Source organism: Neisseria sp. HMSC068C04, from assembly GCF_001810105.1.
Classification (GTDB): domain Bacteria; phylum Pseudomonadota; class Gammaproteobacteria; order Burkholderiales; family Neisseriaceae; genus Neisseria; species Neisseria flavescens_B.
The window spans coordinates 46,602-65,277 of record NZ_KV799980.1 but is presented as its reverse complement, the minus strand read 5'-3'; the positions used below and the strand labels follow the sequence as shown (position 1 = coordinate 65,277).

Annotated in this window: 19 protein-coding genes and 5 tRNA genes; 15 read left to right on the top strand and 9 right to left on the bottom strand. The window is 48.1% G+C overall.

Annotated elements, in window-relative coordinates:
• The 6 genes from HMPREF2700_RS08330 (at window position 1) to aroB (ending at window position 5,753) form a co-directional block, all read left to right on the top strand.
• Window positions 1-624 carry a PilN domain-containing protein gene (locus HMPREF2700_RS08330; RefSeq protein ID WP_070591497.1) on the top strand — a complete coding sequence of 208 codons (624 nt, stop codon included), beginning with the start codon at window positions 1-3 and terminating at the stop codon, window positions 622-624.
• Window positions 624-1,295: a type IV pilus inner membrane component PilO gene (pilO, locus tag HMPREF2700_RS08325; protein ID WP_070591495.1), complete on the top strand. Its 672-nt coding sequence runs from the start codon at window positions 624-626 to the stop codon at window positions 1,293-1,295. The genes HMPREF2700_RS08330 and pilO overlap by 1 nt, the downstream gene beginning before the upstream one ends.
• 15 nt (window positions 1,296-1,310) lie before the next feature.
• Window positions 1,311-1,853: a pilus assembly protein PilP gene (locus HMPREF2700_RS08320; RefSeq protein ID WP_070591494.1), complete on the top strand. Its 543-nt coding sequence runs from the start codon at window positions 1,311-1,313 to the stop codon at window positions 1,851-1,853.
• 20 nt (window positions 1,854-1,873) lie between these two features.
• Window positions 1,874-4,006: a type IV pilus secretin PilQ gene (gene pilQ, locus HMPREF2700_RS08315; RefSeq protein ID WP_070591492.1), complete on the top strand. Its 2,133-nt coding sequence runs from the start codon at window positions 1,874-1,876 to the stop codon at window positions 4,004-4,006.
• A gap of 132 nt (window positions 4,007-4,138) precedes the next feature.
• Window positions 4,139-4,651, top strand: a complete 513-nt coding sequence (locus HMPREF2700_RS08310; protein ID WP_049333679.1) for a shikimate kinase — start codon at window positions 4,139-4,141, stop codon at window positions 4,649-4,651.
• 22 nt (window positions 4,652-4,673) lie between these two features.
• Window positions 4,674-5,753 (top strand): 3-dehydroquinate synthase, encoded by a 1,080-nt coding sequence (gene aroB, locus HMPREF2700_RS08305; protein ID WP_070591490.1) that lies wholly within the window; start codon window positions 4,674-4,676, stop codon window positions 5,751-5,753.
• Between the two features lie 130 nt (window positions 5,754-5,883).
• Here aroB and HMPREF2700_RS08300 read toward each other — a convergent pair whose 3' ends face one another.
• From HMPREF2700_RS08300 to HMPREF2700_RS08290, 3 genes are all read right to left on the bottom strand, one after another.
• Window positions 5,884-7,197, bottom strand: coding sequence for a sensor histidine kinase (locus HMPREF2700_RS08300; RefSeq protein ID WP_070591488.1), 1,314 nt, complete (start codon window positions 7,195-7,197; stop codon window positions 5,884-5,886).
• Between the two features lie 29 nt (window positions 7,198-7,226).
• The gene (locus tag HMPREF2700_RS08295) at window positions 7,227-7,904 is read right to left on the bottom strand and encodes a response regulator (protein WP_070460434.1); all 678 of its coding nucleotides are present in this window, start codon (window positions 7,902-7,904) and stop codon (window positions 7,227-7,229) included.
• Between the two features lie 146 nt (window positions 7,905-8,050).
• Window positions 8,051-8,617 (bottom strand): NADPH-dependent FMN reductase, encoded by a 567-nt coding sequence (locus tag HMPREF2700_RS08290; RefSeq protein WP_070591487.1) that lies wholly within the window; start codon window positions 8,615-8,617, stop codon window positions 8,051-8,053.
• A 136-nt stretch (window positions 8,618-8,753) separates the two neighbouring features.
• On the opposite strand from HMPREF2700_RS08290, the gene HMPREF2700_RS08285 reads away from it, so the two are divergent.
• Both HMPREF2700_RS08285 and dacB read left to right on the top strand, forming a co-directional pair.
• Entirely contained in the window at window positions 8,754-10,181 is a 1,428-nt protein-coding gene (locus HMPREF2700_RS08285; protein WP_070591485.1) for an MFS transporter, read from the top strand.
• A gap of 70 nt (window positions 10,182-10,251) precedes the next feature.
• On the top strand, window positions 10,252-11,664 hold the full coding sequence (gene dacB / locus HMPREF2700_RS08280; protein WP_070591483.1) for a D-alanyl-D-alanine carboxypeptidase/D-alanyl-D-alanine endopeptidase: 1,413 nt from the start codon (window positions 10,252-10,254) through the stop codon (window positions 11,662-11,664).
• A gap of 291 nt (window positions 11,665-11,955) precedes the next feature.
• Here dacB and HMPREF2700_RS08275 read toward each other — a convergent pair.
• From HMPREF2700_RS08275 to HMPREF2700_RS08250, 6 genes are all read right to left on the bottom strand, one after another.
• A tRNA-Asp gene (locus tag HMPREF2700_RS08275) sits at window positions 11,956-12,032 on the bottom strand.
• Between the two features lie 32 nt (window positions 12,033-12,064).
• Window positions 12,065-12,140, bottom strand: a tRNA-Val gene (locus HMPREF2700_RS08270).
• Window positions 12,141-12,179: 39 nt separating this feature from the next.
• Window positions 12,180-12,256, bottom strand: a tRNA-Asp gene (locus tag HMPREF2700_RS08265).
• A 32-nt stretch (window positions 12,257-12,288) separates the two neighbouring features.
• Window positions 12,289-12,364: transfer RNA gene (locus tag HMPREF2700_RS08260), tRNA-Val, on the bottom strand.
• Between the two features lie 125 nt (window positions 12,365-12,489).
• Window positions 12,490-13,083, bottom strand: coding sequence for a GTP cyclohydrolase II (ribA, locus tag HMPREF2700_RS08255; protein WP_063068903.1), 594 nt, complete (start codon window positions 13,081-13,083; stop codon window positions 12,490-12,492).
• The gene (locus HMPREF2700_RS08250; protein WP_070461982.1) at window positions 13,076-13,741 is read right to left on the bottom strand and encodes a hypothetical protein; all 666 of its coding nucleotides are present in this window, start codon (window positions 13,739-13,741) and stop codon (window positions 13,076-13,078) included. The genes ribA and HMPREF2700_RS08250 overlap by 8 nt, the downstream gene beginning before the upstream one ends.
• A gap of 162 nt (window positions 13,742-13,903) precedes the next feature.
• On the opposite strand from HMPREF2700_RS08250, the gene HMPREF2700_RS08245 reads away from it, so the two are divergent.
• From HMPREF2700_RS08245 to HMPREF2700_RS08215, 7 genes are all read left to right on the top strand, one after another.
• Window positions 13,904-13,988 (top strand) — tRNA-Leu (locus HMPREF2700_RS08245).
• Window positions 13,989-14,185: 197 nt separating this feature from the next.
• A complete protein-coding gene (locus tag HMPREF2700_RS08240; RefSeq protein WP_070591482.1) occupies window positions 14,186-15,427 on the top strand; it encodes a tyrosine-type recombinase/integrase in 1,242 nt (413 codons plus the stop codon).
• Window positions 15,428-15,632: 205 nt separating this feature from the next.
• Window positions 15,633-16,400: a hypothetical protein gene (locus HMPREF2700_RS08235; protein WP_070591480.1), complete on the top strand. Its 768-nt coding sequence runs from the start codon at window positions 15,633-15,635 to the stop codon at window positions 16,398-16,400.
• A gap of 115 nt (window positions 16,401-16,515) precedes the next feature.
• Window positions 16,516-16,722: a helix-turn-helix transcriptional regulator gene (locus HMPREF2700_RS08230; RefSeq protein ID WP_070591479.1), complete on the top strand. Its 207-nt coding sequence runs from the start codon at window positions 16,516-16,518 to the stop codon at window positions 16,720-16,722.
• Between the two features lie 117 nt (window positions 16,723-16,839).
• Complete coding sequence (locus HMPREF2700_RS08225; RefSeq protein ID WP_070591477.1) at window positions 16,840-17,079, top strand: helix-turn-helix domain-containing protein; 240 nt, start codon at window positions 16,840-16,842, stop codon at window positions 17,077-17,079.
• A 208-nt stretch (window positions 17,080-17,287) separates the two neighbouring features.
• Window positions 17,288-17,794, top strand: a complete 507-nt coding sequence (locus HMPREF2700_RS08220; protein ID WP_283129699.1) for a hypothetical protein — start codon at window positions 17,288-17,290, stop codon at window positions 17,792-17,794.
• 66 nt (window positions 17,795-17,860) lie between these two features.
• A complete protein-coding gene (locus HMPREF2700_RS08215) occupies window positions 17,861-18,421 on the top strand; it encodes a terminase small subunit (RefSeq protein WP_070591476.1) in 561 nt (186 codons plus the stop codon).
• Window positions 18,422-18,676 lie beyond the last annotated feature (255 nt).

Genomic DNA, 18,676 nt, shown 5'->3' with positions numbered 1-18,676 from the left:
ATGATTGAATTAACCAGAATCAACCTTCTTCCGTATCGGGAAGAGATTAAACAGCGCAAGCAGCAGCAATTCAAAATATTGATGCTTGGTGCTTTTGCAGTGGGTTTGGGCTTGGTGGCCGCTACCTATCTCGGTATTGATAGCGCTATAAGCAATCAAGAAGGCCGCAACAACTTCCTGCAAACCGAAATTGACAGACTTGATAGAGAATTAGGCGAAATCGATAAACTTCAGCAAGAAAAAGAAGCCTTCTTGGCTAAAAAGCTGAAAGTTGAAGAGTTGCAGGAAAAACGCTATCAAGCGGCTTATATCCTTGATTCTTTGAATGCGCTTACGCCCGATAATACTTATTTGACTGCGTTGGAAGCAGAAAGCCCGACCAGCTATAAAATCAGCGGCCATGCCATCAGCGACAATAAAATCGCCGTTATGATGCGCTCCCTGCCAAGTACAGGTATTTTCTTGCAGCCTGAATTGTTGAGCATTAAAAAAGTAGATAGCTACCAAGAATTTACTTTGAAATCTTCAATCAACCAAGTAAATACGCCGGCTCCTGCACCGACTGCCCAAAGCAGCGATGAAACGGCCGAACCTGTGGTAGAACCTGCTCCGGAGGCTCAATAATGGCATCTAAAAACCTGAAACAATTGGACGTACAAAACCTGTACCTGCTCAATATGCCTTCAAAACTTTTGCTGGCAGGTTTATTGATTGTCGGTATGTTGGCTTTGGGCTATGTCGGCGTATTTAAAGGTCAGATTGAAACCCTGAATACGCAGGAAGCCAAAGAAGAAGAGTTGAAGGAAACCTTTACGCGGAAAAGCATTCAGGCGGCAAGTTTGAACAATCTAAAGGCTGAATTGGCTTCGATCCGTTCTGCATTTGATGTTTTGTTGAAACAATTGCCGACCGACGCGGAAATTCCGAATCTGATTCAAGAGCTGCATCAGGCAGGTTCAACCAACGGACTACGTTTGGACAGCGTTGCACCGCTCCAACCTGAAAACGATGGTCCGATTCAAAAACTGCCGTATCAGATTTCCATCACAGGCAAATACTCTCAGATCAGCCAATTTACCCGTGATGTAGGCGATTTGTCGCGCATTATTACGTTAGATTCCTTGAAACTCGTGAACGCAGGCGAGGATAAAGAGGGCAAAGGCAATAAAGGCGAGTTGACATTGAGCGCGATTGCGACGACTTACAAAGCACGTCCGGCCGAAGAGATTGCTGCCGAATTGGCTGCGCAACAGGCACAAGAAGAAGGCAAACCTGCCGAGAATGAGCAAAAATAAAAGAATAGGGAAATCATGAAAAAAATCATCTTACTCTTAAGTCTTCTTCCCTTGGCAGCCTGTACGCAAAGCTATGAAGATTTGACTCAATGGATGACGCAAACCCGTCAGGAAGCAAAATCCAAGATTATTCCGTTTGAAGAGCCGACGGTTGCATTGCCTAAGCCGTATAGCCCGCCGAACTTTAAAGGTATGAATGCGTTTGATTCACGCCGTTTGGACACTGCGCCTAAAGGCGGCAATGCGCCGGATGTGAACCGTCCGAAAGAAACATTGGAAGCCTTCAGTTTGGAAAACATGGCCTTCGTCGGAACGCTGCAAAGCGGCGGCAAAGTTTCCGGATTTATCAAGGTCAACGACCATGTTTATACCGTTTATCCCGGAAACTACATCGGTCAGAATTACGGCAGAATCCAAAGTATTACCGAAGATAAAATTATCTTGACCGAGCAAGTTGAAGACAGCTACGGCAACTGGGTGTACCGGAAGGCCGAATTGCCATTGAGCAGTAAAGAGGCGGATTCTTCCAATAGCTCAGATAGTTCGAATTCAAATTAATTTAGGGGTCTCACTCGATTATGAAAACCAAGCACATGACAAAATTATTTGCCGGCTTCAGCGTTGCCCTCGCTGTTCAGACGGCCTTTGCAGGCAATATTACCGATATCAACGTTTCCACTTTGCCTGACAACCAAAAAATCATCAAAATCCGTTTCGACAAAGACGTCACTACACCTCATGGTTTTGTAACATCTACTCCGGCGCGTATTGCATTGGATTTTGCCAATACCAATATCCGTTTGCCTCAACCTGTTTTGGAATATGCCGACCCATTGCTGAATCAAATTACTGCGGCGCAAAACAATGACCGTGCACGCGTGGTTTTGGGTTTGAACAAAATCAGCCAATACAATACTGAGATTCGCGGCAACGAAGTTTGGGTATTTGTAAACGAATCTACTGACCAAACCAATGCGGCCGTTGCAAATGAACGTGCGGCTACGCCGTCTACCGCGCGCGCTGCTCAGACTTATCAAGCTGTTTCAGCAGCCAATATCGATTTTCGCAAAGGCGCACGCAATTCCGGCATTATTGAATTGTCCGCCCCTGGTTTCAGCGGACAGCCGGACATTAAACAGCAGCGCGACCGCGTGGTTGTGACATTGAAAAACCATACGCTGCCGACACAAGCGCAACGCAGTTTGGATGTGGCTGACTTCAACACTCCTGTACAAAACGTTACGCTCAAGCGTATCGGCAATTCTACCCAGCTCATTATCCGCAACAATAATGCGAATTGGGACATCAATACCAAAGCTTCTTCCGGCCGTTTTGTATTTGAAGTATCGCCTAAAGCCGCCAATACCGAATCCGGTGGCTTGAACCAAAATGTAAACAAATCGTTCAAAGGCCGTAAAATTTCTTTGGATTTCCAAGATGTAGAAGTTCGTACCATCTTGCAGATTTTGGCAAAAGAATCCGGCGTGAATATTGTTGCCAGCGATACTGTCAAAGGCACCATGACTTTGTCCTTGAAAGATGTACCTTGGGATCAGGCTTTAGACTTGGTTATGCAGGCGCGTAATTTGGATATGCGCCGTCAAGGCAACATCATTAATATTGCGCCTCGCGATGAATTGTTGGCAAAAGACAAAGCCTTCTTGCAGGCTGAAAAAGAGATTGCCGAATTGGGTCCGCTGTATTCTCAAACTTTCCAGTTGAAATACAAAAACGTGGAAGAATTCCGCAAAATTCTGCGTTTGGAAGAATACGACAGCAATAATTCCAACACCCGCAATACTCTGTTGAGCAACCGAGGCAGCGCCTTAATCGATCCGGCCACCAATACACTGATCGTGACCGACAACCGCGGCGTGATTGAGAAATTCCGCAAACTGATTGATGAATTGGACGTTCCAACCCGTCAAGTGATGGTGGAAGCGCGTATTGTGGAAGCAGAAGATACCTTCTTCCGCAACTTGGGCGTTAAATTCGGTTCCGGTGGTGCAAGTGGCCGTAACGCATGGGGCAGCAACTGGAGCAATGCACAAACCAACTACAATACCAATGCCTCATTTAACCGTGGCGACGTAGGCTACCGCACATGGACTTTGGACCCGAACGTCAGTCTGCCGACCGCAGCCGCAGTCAACAGCATTGCGCTGGTGCGTGCGTTCTCGTCCGGCGCATTGGGTTTGGAAATCAGCGCGTCTGAAGAACAAGGTAAGAGCAAAACCATTTCCAATCCGCGCGTGCTGACACAAGACCGCAAAGAAGCCAAAATTGAATCCGGTACGGAAATTCCTTACCAAGAGGCTTCTTCCAGCGGTGCGACTTCGATTACCTTCAAGAAAGCCGTTTTGGGCTTGACCGTAACGCCGAACATTACGCCTGACGGTCAAATCATCATGACTGTGAAGATTAATCGCGATACCCCGATCGACTGTACCGTGGATTCTCTGACAACCAAGTGTATCAATACCAAGCACTTGAATACCCAAGCCATGGTTGAAGATGGCGGCACGCTGATTGTCGGCGGTATTTACGAAGAAGAAAGTACTAATGCAGTGAACAAAGTCCCTGTTTTGGGCGATATTCCTGTTGTCGGCAATCTGTTCAAATCACGTGGCAAACGTGAAAACCGCCGTGAGCTGTTGATCTTCATCACGCCGCGCATCATGGATAATGTGGGTAACAATCTGCGTTACTGATTTTTAAAATGACAAACAGGCATATCTGCAAAGGTATGCCTGTTTTGGTTTTCAGACGGCCTGAGATGAAAAGGCCGTCTGAAAAACGACGAACTTTTCCACGAAACCACCATATCGTATAAAATGACCCTCATGGAAAAAATCAACGGTAATTTAATCTTAATCGGGCTGATGGGCGCGGGCAAAACCACTTTGGGCAAGCAGCTTGCCCAAATGTTTGAATGCCCGTTTTACGACAGCGACTACGAAATCTGCACTTCTTCAGGCGTATCCATTCCGACCATTTTTGAGATGGAAGGGGAGGAAGGCTTCCGCAACCGCGAAACCAATATGCTGAAGAAGCTCGCTTCCCGGCGCAATATTGTTTTATCGACCGGTGGCGGCTCAGTATTGCGCAGTGAAAACAGACAGATTTTGCGCCAAAACGGCACGGTTGTTTATCTGCATGCCAGCCCCGAAACCTTGCTGGAACGTACCCGTTACGACAGCAACCGGCCGCTGTTGCAAGTTGCCGACCCTTTGGCCAAACTGCAAGAGCTGTATGACCAACGCGATACGTTGTACCGTCAAACCGCCCATCTCGTCATCGAATCCGACAGCTGTCACAAAACGCTCAAACGCCTGATACAGGCTTTAGGCGAATAAACACGCTTTGCAAAGGAACACCATGCGCACCCTGACTGTCCAAACCCCGTCCCATCAATACCCCATCTTTATCGGGCATAAACTGATTGAGCAGGCCGATACGCTGCTTCAGCCCTATTTAGGCAAAAAAGCAGCCATCATTACCAACGAAACCGTTGCGCCGCTTTATCTCAAACAGCTTCAGACGGCCTTAGACAGACTGGGCGTGCCGCATTTCAGCATCATCCTTCCCGACGGCGAAGAATATAAAAACTGGCAGACGCTTAACCTGATTTACGATGGCCTGATGCAAAACCGTGCCGAACGCAAAACCACTTTAATCGCTTTGGGCGGCGGCGTGATAGGCGATATGGTCGGCTTTGCCGCGGCGACTTATCAGCGTGGCGCACCTTTTATCCAAGTGCCGACCACATTGCTCAGCCAGGTCGATTCCTCGGTCGGCGGTAAAACCGCCATCAACCATCCGCTCGGTAAAAACATGATTGGCGCGTTCTACCAGCCGCAAGCCGTGCTGGCCGATTTGACCGCCCTGCAAACGCTGCCGCAACGCGAACTTTCCGCAGGCATGGCCGAAGTCATCAAATACGGCGCATTGGGCGATGCTGAATTTTTTGCTTGGTTGGAAGAAAATATGGCCGACCTGATGGCGCAACATCAAGAAAAAATGGCAGAAGCCGTTTATCATTGCTGCAAAATGAAGGCCGATATTGTTGCCCAAGACGAAACCGAGCAGGGCATCCGCGCATGGCTTAATCTCGGCCACACTTTCGGCCATGCCATCGAAGCTGAAATGGGCTACGGCGTATGGTTGCACGGCGAGGCTGTTGCCGCCGGTTGCGTCCTTGCTTCCCGTTTGTCGCAAATCTTGGGCAAAACCCAACAAGCTGATACCGACCGAATTGCCGCTTTAATGGAAGCCGCCTCCCTCCCGTCTGCGCCGCCTGTTTTCTCATTTGAAAAATGGATTGAACACATGAGCCACGATAAAAAAGTCAGCAGCGGCATCATGCATTTTGTCGGTTTGGAATACTTGGGCAAAGCCAATATCACTGAAATTACCGATATGGAAATCCTCCGCCAAACCTTGCAGCCGTATTTGTGAGGAATGAATGAGGTTTGCTTTAAAATATAAAAAGGCCGTCTGAAAGGTATTTTCAGACGGCCTTTGGTTTTTTAAGCGTTTTGATTTATCGGATTAAAGCTAGATAAACCAATTTGAGCGGGTCGATTATTTAAAGCGTCTTTTTATCCAACTCGGCAATAATCAGCAAGCCGCTGTCAAAGCGTCGGCTGTCGGCCAGTTTCAGACGGCCTTGATGGCGTTTGACAATGGTGTTTGCGATGGAAAGCCCCAGGCCGGTGCCTTGTTGTTCGGTGCCGAGAATGCGGTAGAAGGGGTCGATAACGCGTTGGCGTTCGCTTGGGGGAATGCCGGGGCCGTCGTCTTCCACCCAGATGTTGAGGTATTCGGCGGTTTCGTCAAAGCCCAAATCGATGCAGCCGCCTTTGGGGGTGTAGCGGATGGCGTTGTCGGTAAAGGTTTTGATGAGGGTGTAGATTTCGGTGTCGTCGGCGTGGATTTGGCAGTCGTTTTCAACGGCGACGCCGATGTCTTGACCTTTGGCCAGCGCCAGCGGCATGAGTTCCTGCAAGACGCGGCGGAACTGGTTTTGCAGGCTGATCAGGGTTTTGGGGCGTTGGGTTTCGGGTGCTTGGGCGCGTGCGAGGGAGAGGAGTTGCTCGAGCAGGTGGCGGTTGCGCTGTATGCTTTGTTGCAACAGGGCGGACTGCTCGCGCGCTTCGGCGGACAGCTGCATATTGTTGAGCCGTTCTGCCTGAAGGGAAAGGGCGGTCATGGGGCTACGCAATTCGTGTGCGGCATCGGCGATAAAGCGTTGCTGTTGGCGGACGTTTTCGTCGGTACGTCGCAACAGGTTGTTGATGGCGACGACAAAGCCTTGGATTTCGCTGGGAATGTCTTGCGTGTCCATCGGCGAGAGGTCGTTGATTTGGCGCTGTTCCAAATCGTTGGACAGGGTTTTGACGGAACGCATGGCGCGATGGGTAATCCAGACGGTGAGCAGGATAATCAGGGGCAGGGCGAGGAGCATGGGGAGGATGCTCTGCACGGCGGCCATTTCGGCCAGCTCTTCGCGATAGTCGCTTTCCTGCATGACGGCGATGCGGCCTTGCTTGGTATTACGGGTATAAACGCGGTAGTAATCGTCGTCGTCATCGGCCTGAATGGTGTGCAGGCCGTCTGAAATCTGCTCAGGCAGGCTGACAATGGGGTTGGGCGTATTGGGAAATTGAACGGAAATCTTGTTGTCGTTGTCGAGCGAGTGATTTTCGTCATCGGCATTGCTCGGGTCGAGATAGTTCGCGACTTGGCGCAACAGGTCGTCTTGAACCTCTTGGGTCTCGTGATAAGTATCGTAATATGAAAATATGCCTGCAAGAATGGAGAGGGGCAGGAGCATGCAGATCAGGGCGAGGCTGATCCGGACTTGCAGGGATTGTTTGATGGTGTGGATAAGGCGTTGCATGGTTTGTGTGTTGGTGTTGTTTTGGTTTTTCAGACGGCCTGGTTGTTTTGTGCAACCAGCCAGCCGACCCCGCGGACGTTTTGAATCGCTTCTTTGCCGAGTTTTTTGCGTAAGGCGTGAATCAGGAAGTCAACGGCGTTGCTTTCGACTTCTTCACCCCAGCCGTAGATTTTATCTTCCAAATCGCTGCGCGACAGAATCATGCCCGGACGCAGTAGCAGGGCTTGGAGGACGGCAAATTCTTTGTTGCTGAGCATGATGGCCTGTTCCTGCCCGACCACTTCCGCCTGATGGGTGGAAGGGTTGAGTGTGATGATGCCGTTGCTCAGCAGCGTTTGCGCCTGTCCGCCGTGTCGGCGCAATACGGCGCGCATACGGGCTTGCAGTTCCGCCATGTCGAAGGGTTTGACGATGTAGTCGTCTGCGCCGCCGTCTAGGCCGTTGAGGCGGCTGTGCAAATCGTCGCGCGCGGTCACGATTAAGACGGGAACGGTACAGCCGCCGTTGCGGATTTGCGCCAATACGTCCAAACCGTCTTTGCCGGGCAAACCTAAATCTAAGAGCAGCAAATCGTATGCCTGCGCCGCCACTGCTGCGGCAACTTCCGAACCGCGGCTGACCCAATCGACAGCGTAGCCGGTGTCTTTCAGGTTGGCACTGACGGCTTGGGCAATCATGGCATCGTCTTCAACCAATAATACACGCATGGAAGTTCTCCGGAGGATGGGCGGATAGTGATTATAACCGCACACAATTAGTAAAAATTTAGGAACTGTCGAAAAACTGATTTTTTGCAAAAGATGAGGCCGTCTGAAAATTCGTTTTTCAGACGGCCTGTATGCTCCAATCCCGATTATTTAGGGTTTTTCTCAATCAAGGCAACCAATTGGTCGATATAGCCTTGAACAAATCCGCGTGCAGATTCGATGAGCTGGCCGTTGTCGTCAAACAGGGTAGGCGAGTTGCCGAGGAACACTTCCGGCTGGCCGGTCAGCGGCATATCGAAATACGAAAGGGCAAGGCGCAGATTTTTTTGCGCACTATAGCCGCCCATTTTGCCGACTGAATGGCTGATGATGCCGGCCGGTGTTTTTTTCCAGGCAACATCGGCATTGGGTTTGGAACCGATGTCGATGGCGTTTTTCAGGCAGGCCGGGACGGTGCGGTTGTTTTCGGAAGTCACGAACAATACGCCGGCAGAGGCTTTGATGGTTTCACGGAATTCGGTATAGCTAGACGGAGTAGGGACGTCGGTAACGGCAGGGTCGTCGTAGTCGAAGTTGTATAAAGGCAAATGGCCGATTTCGACGATTTGCGCTTCGTAACCTTCGGGGAACATGGAAATGACGTTTTGTGCGATTTTTCGTGCAAACGAGCCTTTACGCAGACTGCCGACCAAGATGCTGACTTTCTTTGACATGTTTTTCTCCTGTTTAATAATAAAAATGAAAACAATTCTAAATTTTAGTGTTATCTGGGGAAGCGGTCAAGGTTTCAGACGGCCTGTCAAAAAGGTTTATGCTAAAATAACGGTTTCGCTGATATTTCAAATTATTATGCACGCTTCTGATTCGCAAGAGGACGCAACGGCACACGAATACTTCGCCGACAATCCCGACTTTCCTGCTAAAACCATTGTCGCCACCTTATTCATCGGCGCATTTTTCGGCTATCTCAACGATACACTACTGAATGTCGCGCTCACGCCGATTATGAAAGATTTCGGTGTCGATAAGACCACGGTTCAATGGCTGACGACGGGCTTTTTACTGGTTATGGGGGCATTTACGCCGATTACGGCAGGCGTGATCCAATGGTTTGAAACGCGCAAAATGGTGCTGTTTACGCAGGCAACGTTTTTAGCAGGCTCACTGATTTGCGCGTTTGCACCGACGTTTGGCGTATTGGTGGTCGGGCGTATGGTGCAGGCAGTGTCTGCCGCGTTTTTTGTGCCGCTTCTGTTTAACGGCGTGTTGTCGATTTTCCCGCCCAACAAGCGCGGAACGGCGATGGGCGTGATTACCATGATGTTTACCGCCGCGCCTGCAATGGGGCCGACGCTGTCGGGCATCATCATCGACCATACGCATTGGCGTGTGCTGTTCGGCTTTACCGCGCCGTTTATGTTGGCGGCGATGGTGCTGGTGGGCAAATATTTGACGGTCAATTTGAGCAACATCAGCCGTCCGAAAATCGATATGTTGTCGGCAGTTTTGTCGATTGCGGGCTTCGGCGGGCTGGTTTATGCGAGCAGTAATTTTGCCCATATGCCGCTGGTGGAATTTATCCTGCTCTTTGCCGCTTCCGTTGTGCTGGTGGGTTGGTTTGCGCACCGTCAGTTCCGTTTGGCTACGCCGTTGTTGAACCTTCGTGCGTTTGAATACAAGCAGTTCAGATATTGCGTTGTGATTTTAGCCGGTGCGATATTCCTGTTCTTGGGCTTGGAACTGATGGTGCCGATGTACACGCAGCAAGTGTTGATGCTGACCGGTACGGCAACCGGTCTGATTCTGATGCCTGCCAGTATTGCCCAAGCGGTTGCCGCACCTTTGTTCGGCAAATTGTTGGACAAAAAGGGCGGACGCTTTGTCGTCTTGCCGGCAACAGTGATGCTGGTGGTATCGCTGGCGGTATTGTGGCTGTTTTTACGGATTGATACGCAAGTGGTGATGTTGACGGCGATGTTTACGCTGTTGGCGCTTTCCGTATCTGCTTGTGTAACCGGCGAAACCCATGGTCTGAACGCGTTGCCGAAAACGCTCAATCCGCACGGTGCGGCGATTCTGACCACCATCAACCCGATTGCCGGTGCCATCGGCGCGGCGTTTTTTGTCGGTGCAACCAATATCGGCGAGAAACTTTCTAGCGCAGATATGCCGCAACAGGCAATGCTGGACGGTATCCATTTGGCGATGGGTTGCGCTTTGGTTGTCGGTGTTGTGGTCGTCATGTTTGCTTTGCGTTTGAAAGCGCATCAGAAATAAATAAAAAGGCCGTCTGAAACGTTCAGACGGCCTAAGTACCTCGTAAGAATTTATAAGATTTTGTAACACAATGAAGTTAAAAAGTATTTTATCAATCAGCCTGATGATGGCGGTTTGTCCGTCATGGGCTTTGGATTTCGGGCGTATTCCTGAAAACGAGATTTCTGTTTATGTGCAGGAATTGGACAGCGGCAAAGTGATTGCCGAACACCGTGCCGATGAATTGCGCAATCCTGCTTCGACCATGAAGCTGGTAACGGCGTTTACCGCGTTTCGTATGTTGGGCGGCGATTATCGTTGGAAAACTGAGTTTAAAACCAACGGCTCAATCAAAGGCGATACATTGAAAGGCAACGTGTATTGGGTGGGGAGTGGCGATCCTGTGTTTGACCAGCATGATTTGGTGCAAATGCAGCAACAGATGCGCGATAAGGGCATACGCCATATTGACGGACATCTGATACTTGACCGCAGCCTGTGGGGCGATGTGAAGAATCCGGATGATTTTGCTTCCGATTCTGCCGAAAGCTTTATGACGCCGCCCGACCCCAATATGTTGGCGTATAAAACCGTTGAACTCCGAGCTGAAAAAGAAGAAGACGGAAGCTTGGTCATCCGTACCAATCCGCCTCTGCCGAATCTGAACATTCAAAACAAATTGACGCTTGAGAATAAAGAAGGGAAATGTGGTGTTTTAAAAAACCATATGAAGACTTCCTATAAAAACAATACGCTGACTGTATCGGGCAAGCTGCCGGAAAGCTGCTTGGGACGAGAACTGTATCTGAATATGTACAGCATGAAAGAATATGTCGGCAAAAGTTTTGTGAACCAATGGCGTCAACAAGACGGCACGGTTTCAGACGGCCTGATGACAGGTGTCGCGCCTCATGATGCGCATGTGTTGGCAAGTCATCTATCCAAACCGCTTACCGATATCCTCACCGATATGAACAAGCATTCCAATAACCTGATTGCCCGTTCGGTTTTCCTTAAATTTGCCGGAAACATGCCTGATTACAAGCTGGCGCAGACTAAGGCCGCGTCTATCGTAAAAAGCGAGCTGGCGGTTGCCGGTATCAATACGGAAGGGCTGGTGTTGGAAAACGGCTCAGGCCTGTCCCGAGTAGAACGGCTCAATGCGCGAATGATGGCGCAAATGTTGGAAAAAGCCTACTTCAGTCCGTTTAAAAACGAGTTTATCAGTACGCTGCCGATTGCCGGTAAAGACGGTACGCTTAAAACACGCTTGAAACAGCCCGGTGAAAACCTGCGCCTCAAAACCGGTACGCTTAAAGATGTCCGCGCACTGGCAGGGTATTGGTTGGGCGAAAAGCCGTTGTTGGTTGTCGTGATTATCAACAGCCAAAAATCAACCGATTATTTACGCGACTTGGATAAGTTGGTGTCTAAAATTGTTCAGCCCGGTGGAGAACATTGGATTGATGCTAAAGCTTCTTGCATGATTAGGTATCAGGCTTGATAAGCTAAAAAGGGCCGTCTGAAAATGTATTGACGTTTTCAGACGGCCTTTGTGTAAGAAGAGGAGGCAAGTATTGATGTCTATTTTAAAAGATGATTTAGGGATTTGATGAATAAGCGTTTGGTGTGAAGCAGCTTGAGATGGATGCTCTTTCAGGATTCAAGCCATATGTCTTTCAGCCTTATTGTTTTGTTCTGCTTTATATTATCTAAAGCTGGACTTTGTATAAAAGGCATAGGGTACAGACGAAAAAAATACCGGTAAAAACCGGTATTTTTATTTTTAACTTGATGGCGCGGCGGACGGGGCTCGAACCCGCGACCCCCGGCGTGACAGGCCGGTACTCTAACCAACTGAGCTACCACCGCGCATCCATTGTCAGGGACAATGAAAAGGAAAGTGGTGGGTGATGACGGAGTCGAACCGCCGACATTCTGCTTGTAAGGCAGACGCTCTACCAACTGAGCTAATCACCCGAAAAAGGGAGATACTGAAGAATCAGTATTTTAAAATAATGGCGCGGCGGACGGGGCTCGAACCCGCGACCCCCGGCGTGACAGGCCGGTACTCTAACCAACTGAGCTACCACCGCGCATCCACTGTCAAAGACAATGAAAGGAAACTTGGTGGGTGATGACGGAGTCGAACCGCCGACATTCTGCTTGTAAGGCAGACGCTCTACCAACTGAGCTAATCACCCGATAAGCCGACATTAAATCAAAAAATCAGACCATGCGCAAGGTTTTTATTTAAATAAAAATATATCCCATTGAAAGAATATAGAATATTTTATTTAGCCACAAAAATCACCGTTATGCCTATCCATCAATCAAAAATCAAATGTCCCAATTTATCCGCTTTAGTATGCAGATAACGTTCATTTTCCACATTTTCGCCGACATGTAATGCAATCCGTTCGACCACATTAATGCCGGAATCTTTCAATGTTTGGATTTTTTCAGGATTATTGGTCAACAACTTGACTTCACGAATATGCAGATAATCATAAATCTGCTTAGCCAAAGTAAAGTCGCGTGCATCAACAGGAAGGCCGAGTGCAACATTGGCTTCGACCGTATCCAAGCCCTGATCTTGCAGACGATAAGCACGGATTTTGTTTATCAAACCAATGCCCCTGCCTTCTTGGCGCAAATATACGATAACGCCACGCCCTTCTTTCTGAACGGCCTGCATCGCCGCTTGAAGCTGAGGGCCGCAATCACATTTCACCGAAAATAAAGCATCGCCGGTCAAGCACTCGGAATGAATACGCGACAACACAGGCAGGCCGTCTGAAACATCGCCCATCGTCAATGCGACATGCTCCTGACCACCCTCTTCTTCAAAGCCGTGCATGGTAAATTCGCCCCATTCCGTAGGCAAACGGCATGACGCGACAAACTTCAAGGCGTTACTCATTTTCCGCTTCCTCGCTTTCAGTCACGCCCAAGAGGTTTTTCAAAGGTTCCGCCAAGGCTAATGCAAGGGCAATCCAAGACACCAATACTTCGTCTGGCGCGCCGTCTTTGACATCAAACTCGGCATGCACCACACCTAAAACCGCACCGCTGGGCATACAGACAGGAACAGAAATCTGACTCAAACCGGGATGATTGCGTTCGGCCGACAATTCACCAATTTCCTGCCAATACGCCACATTCTGACAAACATTCATCCAACCGCTTTGCGCCGTACGCACAGCCAAAAAAGCCTGTCCGGCCTGCTCGTCGATTGGAATTACATTTTCCAACGGCACGCCCCAACGGCTCAGTCGAACCAGCGACAACGCGCCATCTTTCGGAAACGCTGTATAAACCGCTGCGCTTTTCAAATGCTCAGTGCGCTCGGCAACCGAATCCAAAGCCATAAAAATCTGTTTCAGCAACAATTCATGTTCGGCATCAACATAATCCACCAACTGCCAACCGTCTTCAGACGGCCACAAAATCGAACGCTCAACCGAAGCATTGCCCATTTTAATCACAGCCTGGGTAGTCAAATAAGCAACATGTATCTCATCCGCAGGCAACTTCAAACCTTGCGTCTGCAAAAAATCTTTAATCAATAAAGCAGGCATCTGCCCTTCCTCACCAAATAGTAAAGTTGAGGCCGTCTGAAAACAAACCCTGCTTTCAGACGGCCAGAATAAACCATTATATAAGGGATAAACCGAAAAATTCAAGCAAACAAGACTTTGCGCCCCCATTAATCTTGTGTATAATCCACGATTCAAATTAGTGCGGACGTGGCGAAATTGGTAGACGCACCAGATTTAGGTTCTGGCGCCGCAAGGTGTGAGAGTTCGAGTCTCTCCGTCCGCACCACCCAACCCCTTTTAGGGGCTTTTTTTTCGTCTAATCAAATCTAACGCAGTAATCAAGATTCAATACTGGCAAGGCTTTCAGGCCAATATACCCCTTGCCAAGTGTCTAAATACCCCCAATGCCGTTTAATTGAATAAAGCAAAATATGGGGGTATGATTCGGGGTATCTGACAATACCCCTAAAAAACATACCCCCAATGCCCCTAAACGACCGCCAAATTAAAGCCGCTAAGCCGTCTGATACTGGAAAGAAAGTTAAGTTATTTGACGGAAATGGCCTGTATCTTGAAGTTACCCCAGCGGGCGGAAAAGTATTCCGTCTGAAATATCGTTTTGCCGGTAAAGAGAAAACTCTCACTATCGGGAAATATCCGGCCGTTTCACTGGTAGAAGCCCGCCAAGCCACTGAAAACGCCCGCCGCATGATTGCACAAGGGCAAGACCCCAACAAAGCCAAGCAAAAAGACAAAGCAGCCCGACAAGCCGCCTTGTTAAATACTTTTGAGCATTTGGCCAAGCAATGGCACAAGGACAATTTGCCCCGCTGGAAAGAACATCACGCCGAGCGAATCATGCGTTACTTGAAAAATGACGTTTTCCCAGTCATTGGAGAAATCCCCGTTAATGAAATCAAGGTAACCCACATCAAAACCCTGCTTGATTCCGTGATGGCGCGAGGCGTTACTGATACCGCCGACAAAATCAGGGGCTGGATAGGGGCGATTTTTGACTATTCCGCCATGCTGGAAATTTCAGAAAACAACCCAGCCCGCCTGTTGAAAAATCACATCCCCAACTTACCCACCAAACACAAACCCGCCCTGCCCCGTGAAGAATTGCCGGAGTTTTACCGCCGCCTGATACTGGCAACCAATATAGAGCGGCAAAACAAAATTGCCATCATGCTGACCATGCTGGTGTTTGTGAGAAATAACGAATTACGCGGCGGCCAGTGGGAAGAAGTGGACTTTAAAACCAAGCGTTGGATTATTCCCGCCGAAAGAATGAAGCATGAAAAGATGAAGCCCAAGCCCGCTTTATGTGTTCCTCTTTCTGATTGGGCGATAGAGCTGCTACAAGAGTTACACACGCTGACAGGGCATAGCCGGTTTATGTTTCCAAGTAGAACCAACGTAAACCGCCATATCAGCGAAAACACGCTAGGAAAAATCATTAACGAGAAGCTAGGCTACAAGGGCAAGGCCACGCCGCATGGCTTCAGAGCAGTAGCAAGCAGTCTGCTTTATGAAAACAACTTCAACGGCGGCGCAATCGAGATTCAGCTTGCCCACGTTGAAGAAGACAAAACAAAGGATTCATACGCCTACATGGCCGAGTATATGCCCCAGCGTATCGAGTTTATGCAATGGTATAGTGACTATTTGCGGGAGCGATACAACCAGGCATTACAGATGATTCAAGAGAGCAAGGCAGATTAAAAATTCCCTATGCGCGTGAGTAAATATACTGGTTACACTGGTTACCACAAATCTTTACAGATATAACTATATGAATATAAATATAAATACAAAGAAAAAGCGGTAACCAGTTAACGTAAATTTACTGGTTACCAACTGGTTACCACTGGTTACCATTTATACAAGTTTGATATTCCGGAATATTTTTTAGTTTTAGAGGTATTACATGGTTTCTATCGCATATCCAAGAAACGCTGCAGCATATAACCCAAAATATGCAGCTATATTCAATATTACTAATAGCCCTGAATTTGAGGACGCACTAGGGGTTTTTAGCTGGCAAGCCCAAAGGGTGTTGACTAGAACATTTCAAAGCCTTGAAAAATTTGAGCATGGGGTGTCGCTATGGAGTTATAAGGAAACTTACAAAGTTTCTTTAGTTGAGGAACAAGTTAATAACGCGTTAGAAAAGTATCAGGAGCAACACGGCGGACTAATTGATTATGCAAAATATTTTTATCCCGTAATAGAAGAGTTGAACTTTGGGCAAAGTTTTGAAATGCTTTTAGAAATGCAGTATTTCATTACAACAAAGGCCATTTATGAGTATGTTTCAAACTTCAAAGACAAGCCATTGCAAGAAAATTTTAATCAATTCAAAACAATAGCAAACTTAATTACAACATCAATAGAGTTTATGTCTTTGGAGTTGAGAAAAGACCAGATTAGCATAGAGGCAATAACAGAAAACGCCAAAAAAGCAGGCAAAGCCAAGCAAAGCCGTTATGAAAAAGCGGGAACGATAGCAGCCGTAAATCAGTTATTGGAGGAAAGAAAGGACAAGTTAAATCAAAGAGGAGGAAAAGCTGAATTAATCAGCCTGATTATCCGCAAAATTAATGACGATGAAATCCCCGCCCCTGATGTTCCAACAGAAAGAACGGTTGTAGAGTGGATAAAAAAATTTGAGCAAAACATGAAATCAACTAGCTGACTTCATGAAATCAACACGCTATTTCATGAAATCAACACGCTACTGCCTAAACAGCCGCCCACAGGGGCGGCTATTATTTTGCTTGTCATCTAACCCGTTATAAGAAAGGCAACCAATGAATAACACTGTATTAAGAGTAAACGATACCGCCCGCGTTATGGGTGTTTCACGAGCCACTATTTGGAATTGGGCAAACCCGAAGAGCCGCCATTACCGCCCTGATTTTCCCAAGCCTATCAAACTTTCCGCAAATATTACCGGCTGGATTTCCAGTGAGATTGAAGAGTATATCGGCAAACTGGCCGCCAAACGCGAAGAATAGGAGTTTTCGGAGCAATACGCGCGCGCGAAGCATAAACGGGAATATATCCCTTTAGTCAAAATAAAACCGCCTGAACGGACATTCAGACGGCCAAACAAATTAAGAGGTAAAAAAATTATGGATAACCATTCTATCAGTATTAAGCCCAAAACGCCAAGCCAAAGAGAGCGAGTTTTAGCCCGATTGAGAAAAGGAAGCGCCACGTCATGGGAGCTTTCACAGATGGGCATACTTAGCTACAACACACGCATTATGGAGCTTCGCAGGGCGGGGCATGAAATCATAACCGTGATGGAAGAAGTAACAAACCAATTTGGGGAAACCGTGAAGCGTGGACGGTTTGTATTAATCAATTAAATCAGGAGCTTTAAACATGAATGTTACATACGTAAAAACAGTTTTTGCAACCCGTCAAAAATTACTGAAAGAGGAAGAGGACAAATGCAGTGAACTGACCGCCTAAATTGAAGCGGCTGAAGCCGGCGTTTCAGAGGCGGAAGCGGTGATCAATGAATTTGCGGGACTAAGAAGCAAGCGCAAAGGAATATTTGCCGATTTATTGAAGATGGGCAAACCCACAAACACCGAAGAAGCCAAAGAGCTTGATTCAGAGATTGCCGCCAAGCGAGAAGAGGCAGACCGCGCCGCCGACGTGCTGGAAGTACAAAAAGAACTGTTGGAAAGCCTCTTTAATGACCGCCGCCAACATCTGAACCGTATTTCAGAGCTTCGCAATTTGCTGGCCGTTTCCCGCTATGAAATGTTTATTGCTGGTATTGAAGAGACCCACTTGCCTGAATATTTGGAGGCCGCCCGCGCCTACGCCAAAGCCGCCGCGAAACTGGCAGGAATCGGCAAGGCCGCCATTGAAATGAGAACGAATCTTCAGGAAAACGGTTTGCGGCCTGATTGCCGAAACTATGGGGAATCTATGCCGAATCGAATAATTGATTTACGTTTGCCGGGCTTCTTCAACATGATGGACAACACCGGCGGGGAAGAAAACGCTATTTTCGACATCTTTAAAGACATGGAGAAAGAAAAAGAAGCGGTTTTCAATAGCTTGAAGTAGCAACACCCAAACAGCCGCCCAAAGGCAGAAAACAGCTATTGTGCGGCTTTTTGAAAGGATTAAGACATGACACCAAAGCAAGAACAGTTTGCCCGCCTGTATGTAGAAACGGGCAATGCAAGCGAAGCATACCGGCAAGCCTACAACACCGACAACATGAAGCCCGAAACGGTAACGAATGAAGCCTATAAGCTGCTACAAGCCCCCGATATTTCCGCGATGGTAGATAACCTCAAGGCAGAGGCACGGCAACGCCACGCGGTAACAGTGGACGACCTGTTACACGAACTGGAGCAAGCGCGGGAGGCGGCACTGACAGCCCCTACCCCGCAAAGCAGCGCGGCAGTATCGGCCACGATGGGCAAGGCTAAAATGCTTGGCTTATTAGTGGATAAAGCGGAAATCAAGGCAGAGGCGGAAATACAGGAAAAGCCGAAAAGTTATGTTTCTTCGATTGCGGAATCACTCACAGAGGAAGAGAAAAAAGCAATCTTGGACTTAGCCCTTAAGACACATAGGGGCAAATGGGAGGCAGTAACACTTGCAGACATTGCCGCCGTTACAGGTAAAGACACTGACAAGACGTGCTATGCCGTCATTCTTATTACGGCATTGGACAGAATCTAATGTTAAATCGCCCAATCCTGTAAAAAACCATTTGACAGATTGAGCTTTGAGAAGCAGAATTTAGTTTCTCTCTCAAATCGTATAGCCCAAATCAGCAGGGTAAACGCTGATTTTTTATCGCCATTTCCCCTATGGTGTTTGAAGCCTATCCACAGGCTTTGGACGGCATATCAAAGTTTATGGCGGTGTGTGGTAACGGTAACGTCCACGCCTGACTATACGCAGGAGAGAGCACCGCCCCCTATTTTGGGCATT

Excerpts from the sequence above, each read along its gene's own strand:
- HMPREF2700_RS08330 (WP_070591497.1), top strand. The coding sequence starts at position 1 with ATGATTGAATTAACCAGAATCAACCTTCTTCCGTATCGGGAAGAGATT.
- pilO (WP_070591495.1), top strand. The coding sequence starts at position 624 with ATGGCATCTAAAAACCTGAAACAATTGGACGTACAAAACCTGTACCTG.
- HMPREF2700_RS08320 (WP_070591494.1), top strand. The coding sequence starts at position 1,311 with ATGAAAAAAATCATCTTACTCTTAAGTCTTCTTCCCTTGGCAGCCTGT.
- pilQ (WP_070591492.1), top strand. The coding sequence starts at position 1,874 with ATGAAAACCAAGCACATGACAAAATTATTTGCCGGCTTCAGCGTTGCC.
- HMPREF2700_RS08310 (WP_049333679.1), top strand. The coding sequence starts at position 4,139 with ATGGAAAAAATCAACGGTAATTTAATCTTAATCGGGCTGATGGGCGCG.
- aroB (WP_070591490.1), top strand. The coding sequence starts at position 4,674 with ATGCGCACCCTGACTGTCCAAACCCCGTCCCATCAATACCCCATCTTT.
- HMPREF2700_RS08300 (WP_070591488.1), bottom strand. The coding sequence starts at position 7,197 with ATGCAACGCCTTATCCACACCATCAAACAATCCCTGCAAGTCCGGATC.
- HMPREF2700_RS08295 (WP_070460434.1), bottom strand. The coding sequence starts at position 7,904 with ATGCGTGTATTATTGGTTGAAGACGATGCCATGATTGCCCAAGCCGTC.
- HMPREF2700_RS08290 (WP_070591487.1), bottom strand. The coding sequence starts at position 8,617 with ATGTCAAAGAAAGTCAGCATCTTGGTCGGCAGTCTGCGTAAAGGCTCG.
- HMPREF2700_RS08285 (WP_070591485.1), top strand. The coding sequence starts at position 8,754 with ATGCACGCTTCTGATTCGCAAGAGGACGCAACGGCACACGAATACTTC.
- dacB (WP_070591483.1), top strand. The coding sequence starts at position 10,252 with ATGAAGTTAAAAAGTATTTTATCAATCAGCCTGATGATGGCGGTTTGT.
- ribA (WP_063068903.1), bottom strand. The coding sequence starts at position 13,083 with ATGAGTAACGCCTTGAAGTTTGTCGCGTCATGCCGTTTGCCTACGGAA.
- HMPREF2700_RS08250 (WP_070461982.1), bottom strand. The coding sequence starts at position 13,741 with ATGCCTGCTTTATTGATTAAAGATTTTTTGCAGACGCAAGGTTTGAAG.
- HMPREF2700_RS08240 (WP_070591482.1), top strand. The coding sequence starts at position 14,186 with ATGCCCCTAAACGACCGCCAAATTAAAGCCGCTAAGCCGTCTGATACT.
- HMPREF2700_RS08235 (WP_070591480.1), top strand. The coding sequence starts at position 15,633 with ATGGTTTCTATCGCATATCCAAGAAACGCTGCAGCATATAACCCAAAA.
- HMPREF2700_RS08230 (WP_070591479.1), top strand. The coding sequence starts at position 16,516 with ATGAATAACACTGTATTAAGAGTAAACGATACCGCCCGCGTTATGGGT.
- HMPREF2700_RS08225 (WP_070591477.1), top strand. The coding sequence starts at position 16,840 with ATGGATAACCATTCTATCAGTATTAAGCCCAAAACGCCAAGCCAAAGA.
- HMPREF2700_RS08220 (WP_283129699.1), top strand. The coding sequence starts at position 17,288 with ATGGGCAAACCCACAAACACCGAAGAAGCCAAAGAGCTTGATTCAGAG.
- HMPREF2700_RS08215 (WP_070591476.1), top strand. The coding sequence starts at position 17,861 with ATGACACCAAAGCAAGAACAGTTTGCCCGCCTGTATGTAGAAACGGGC.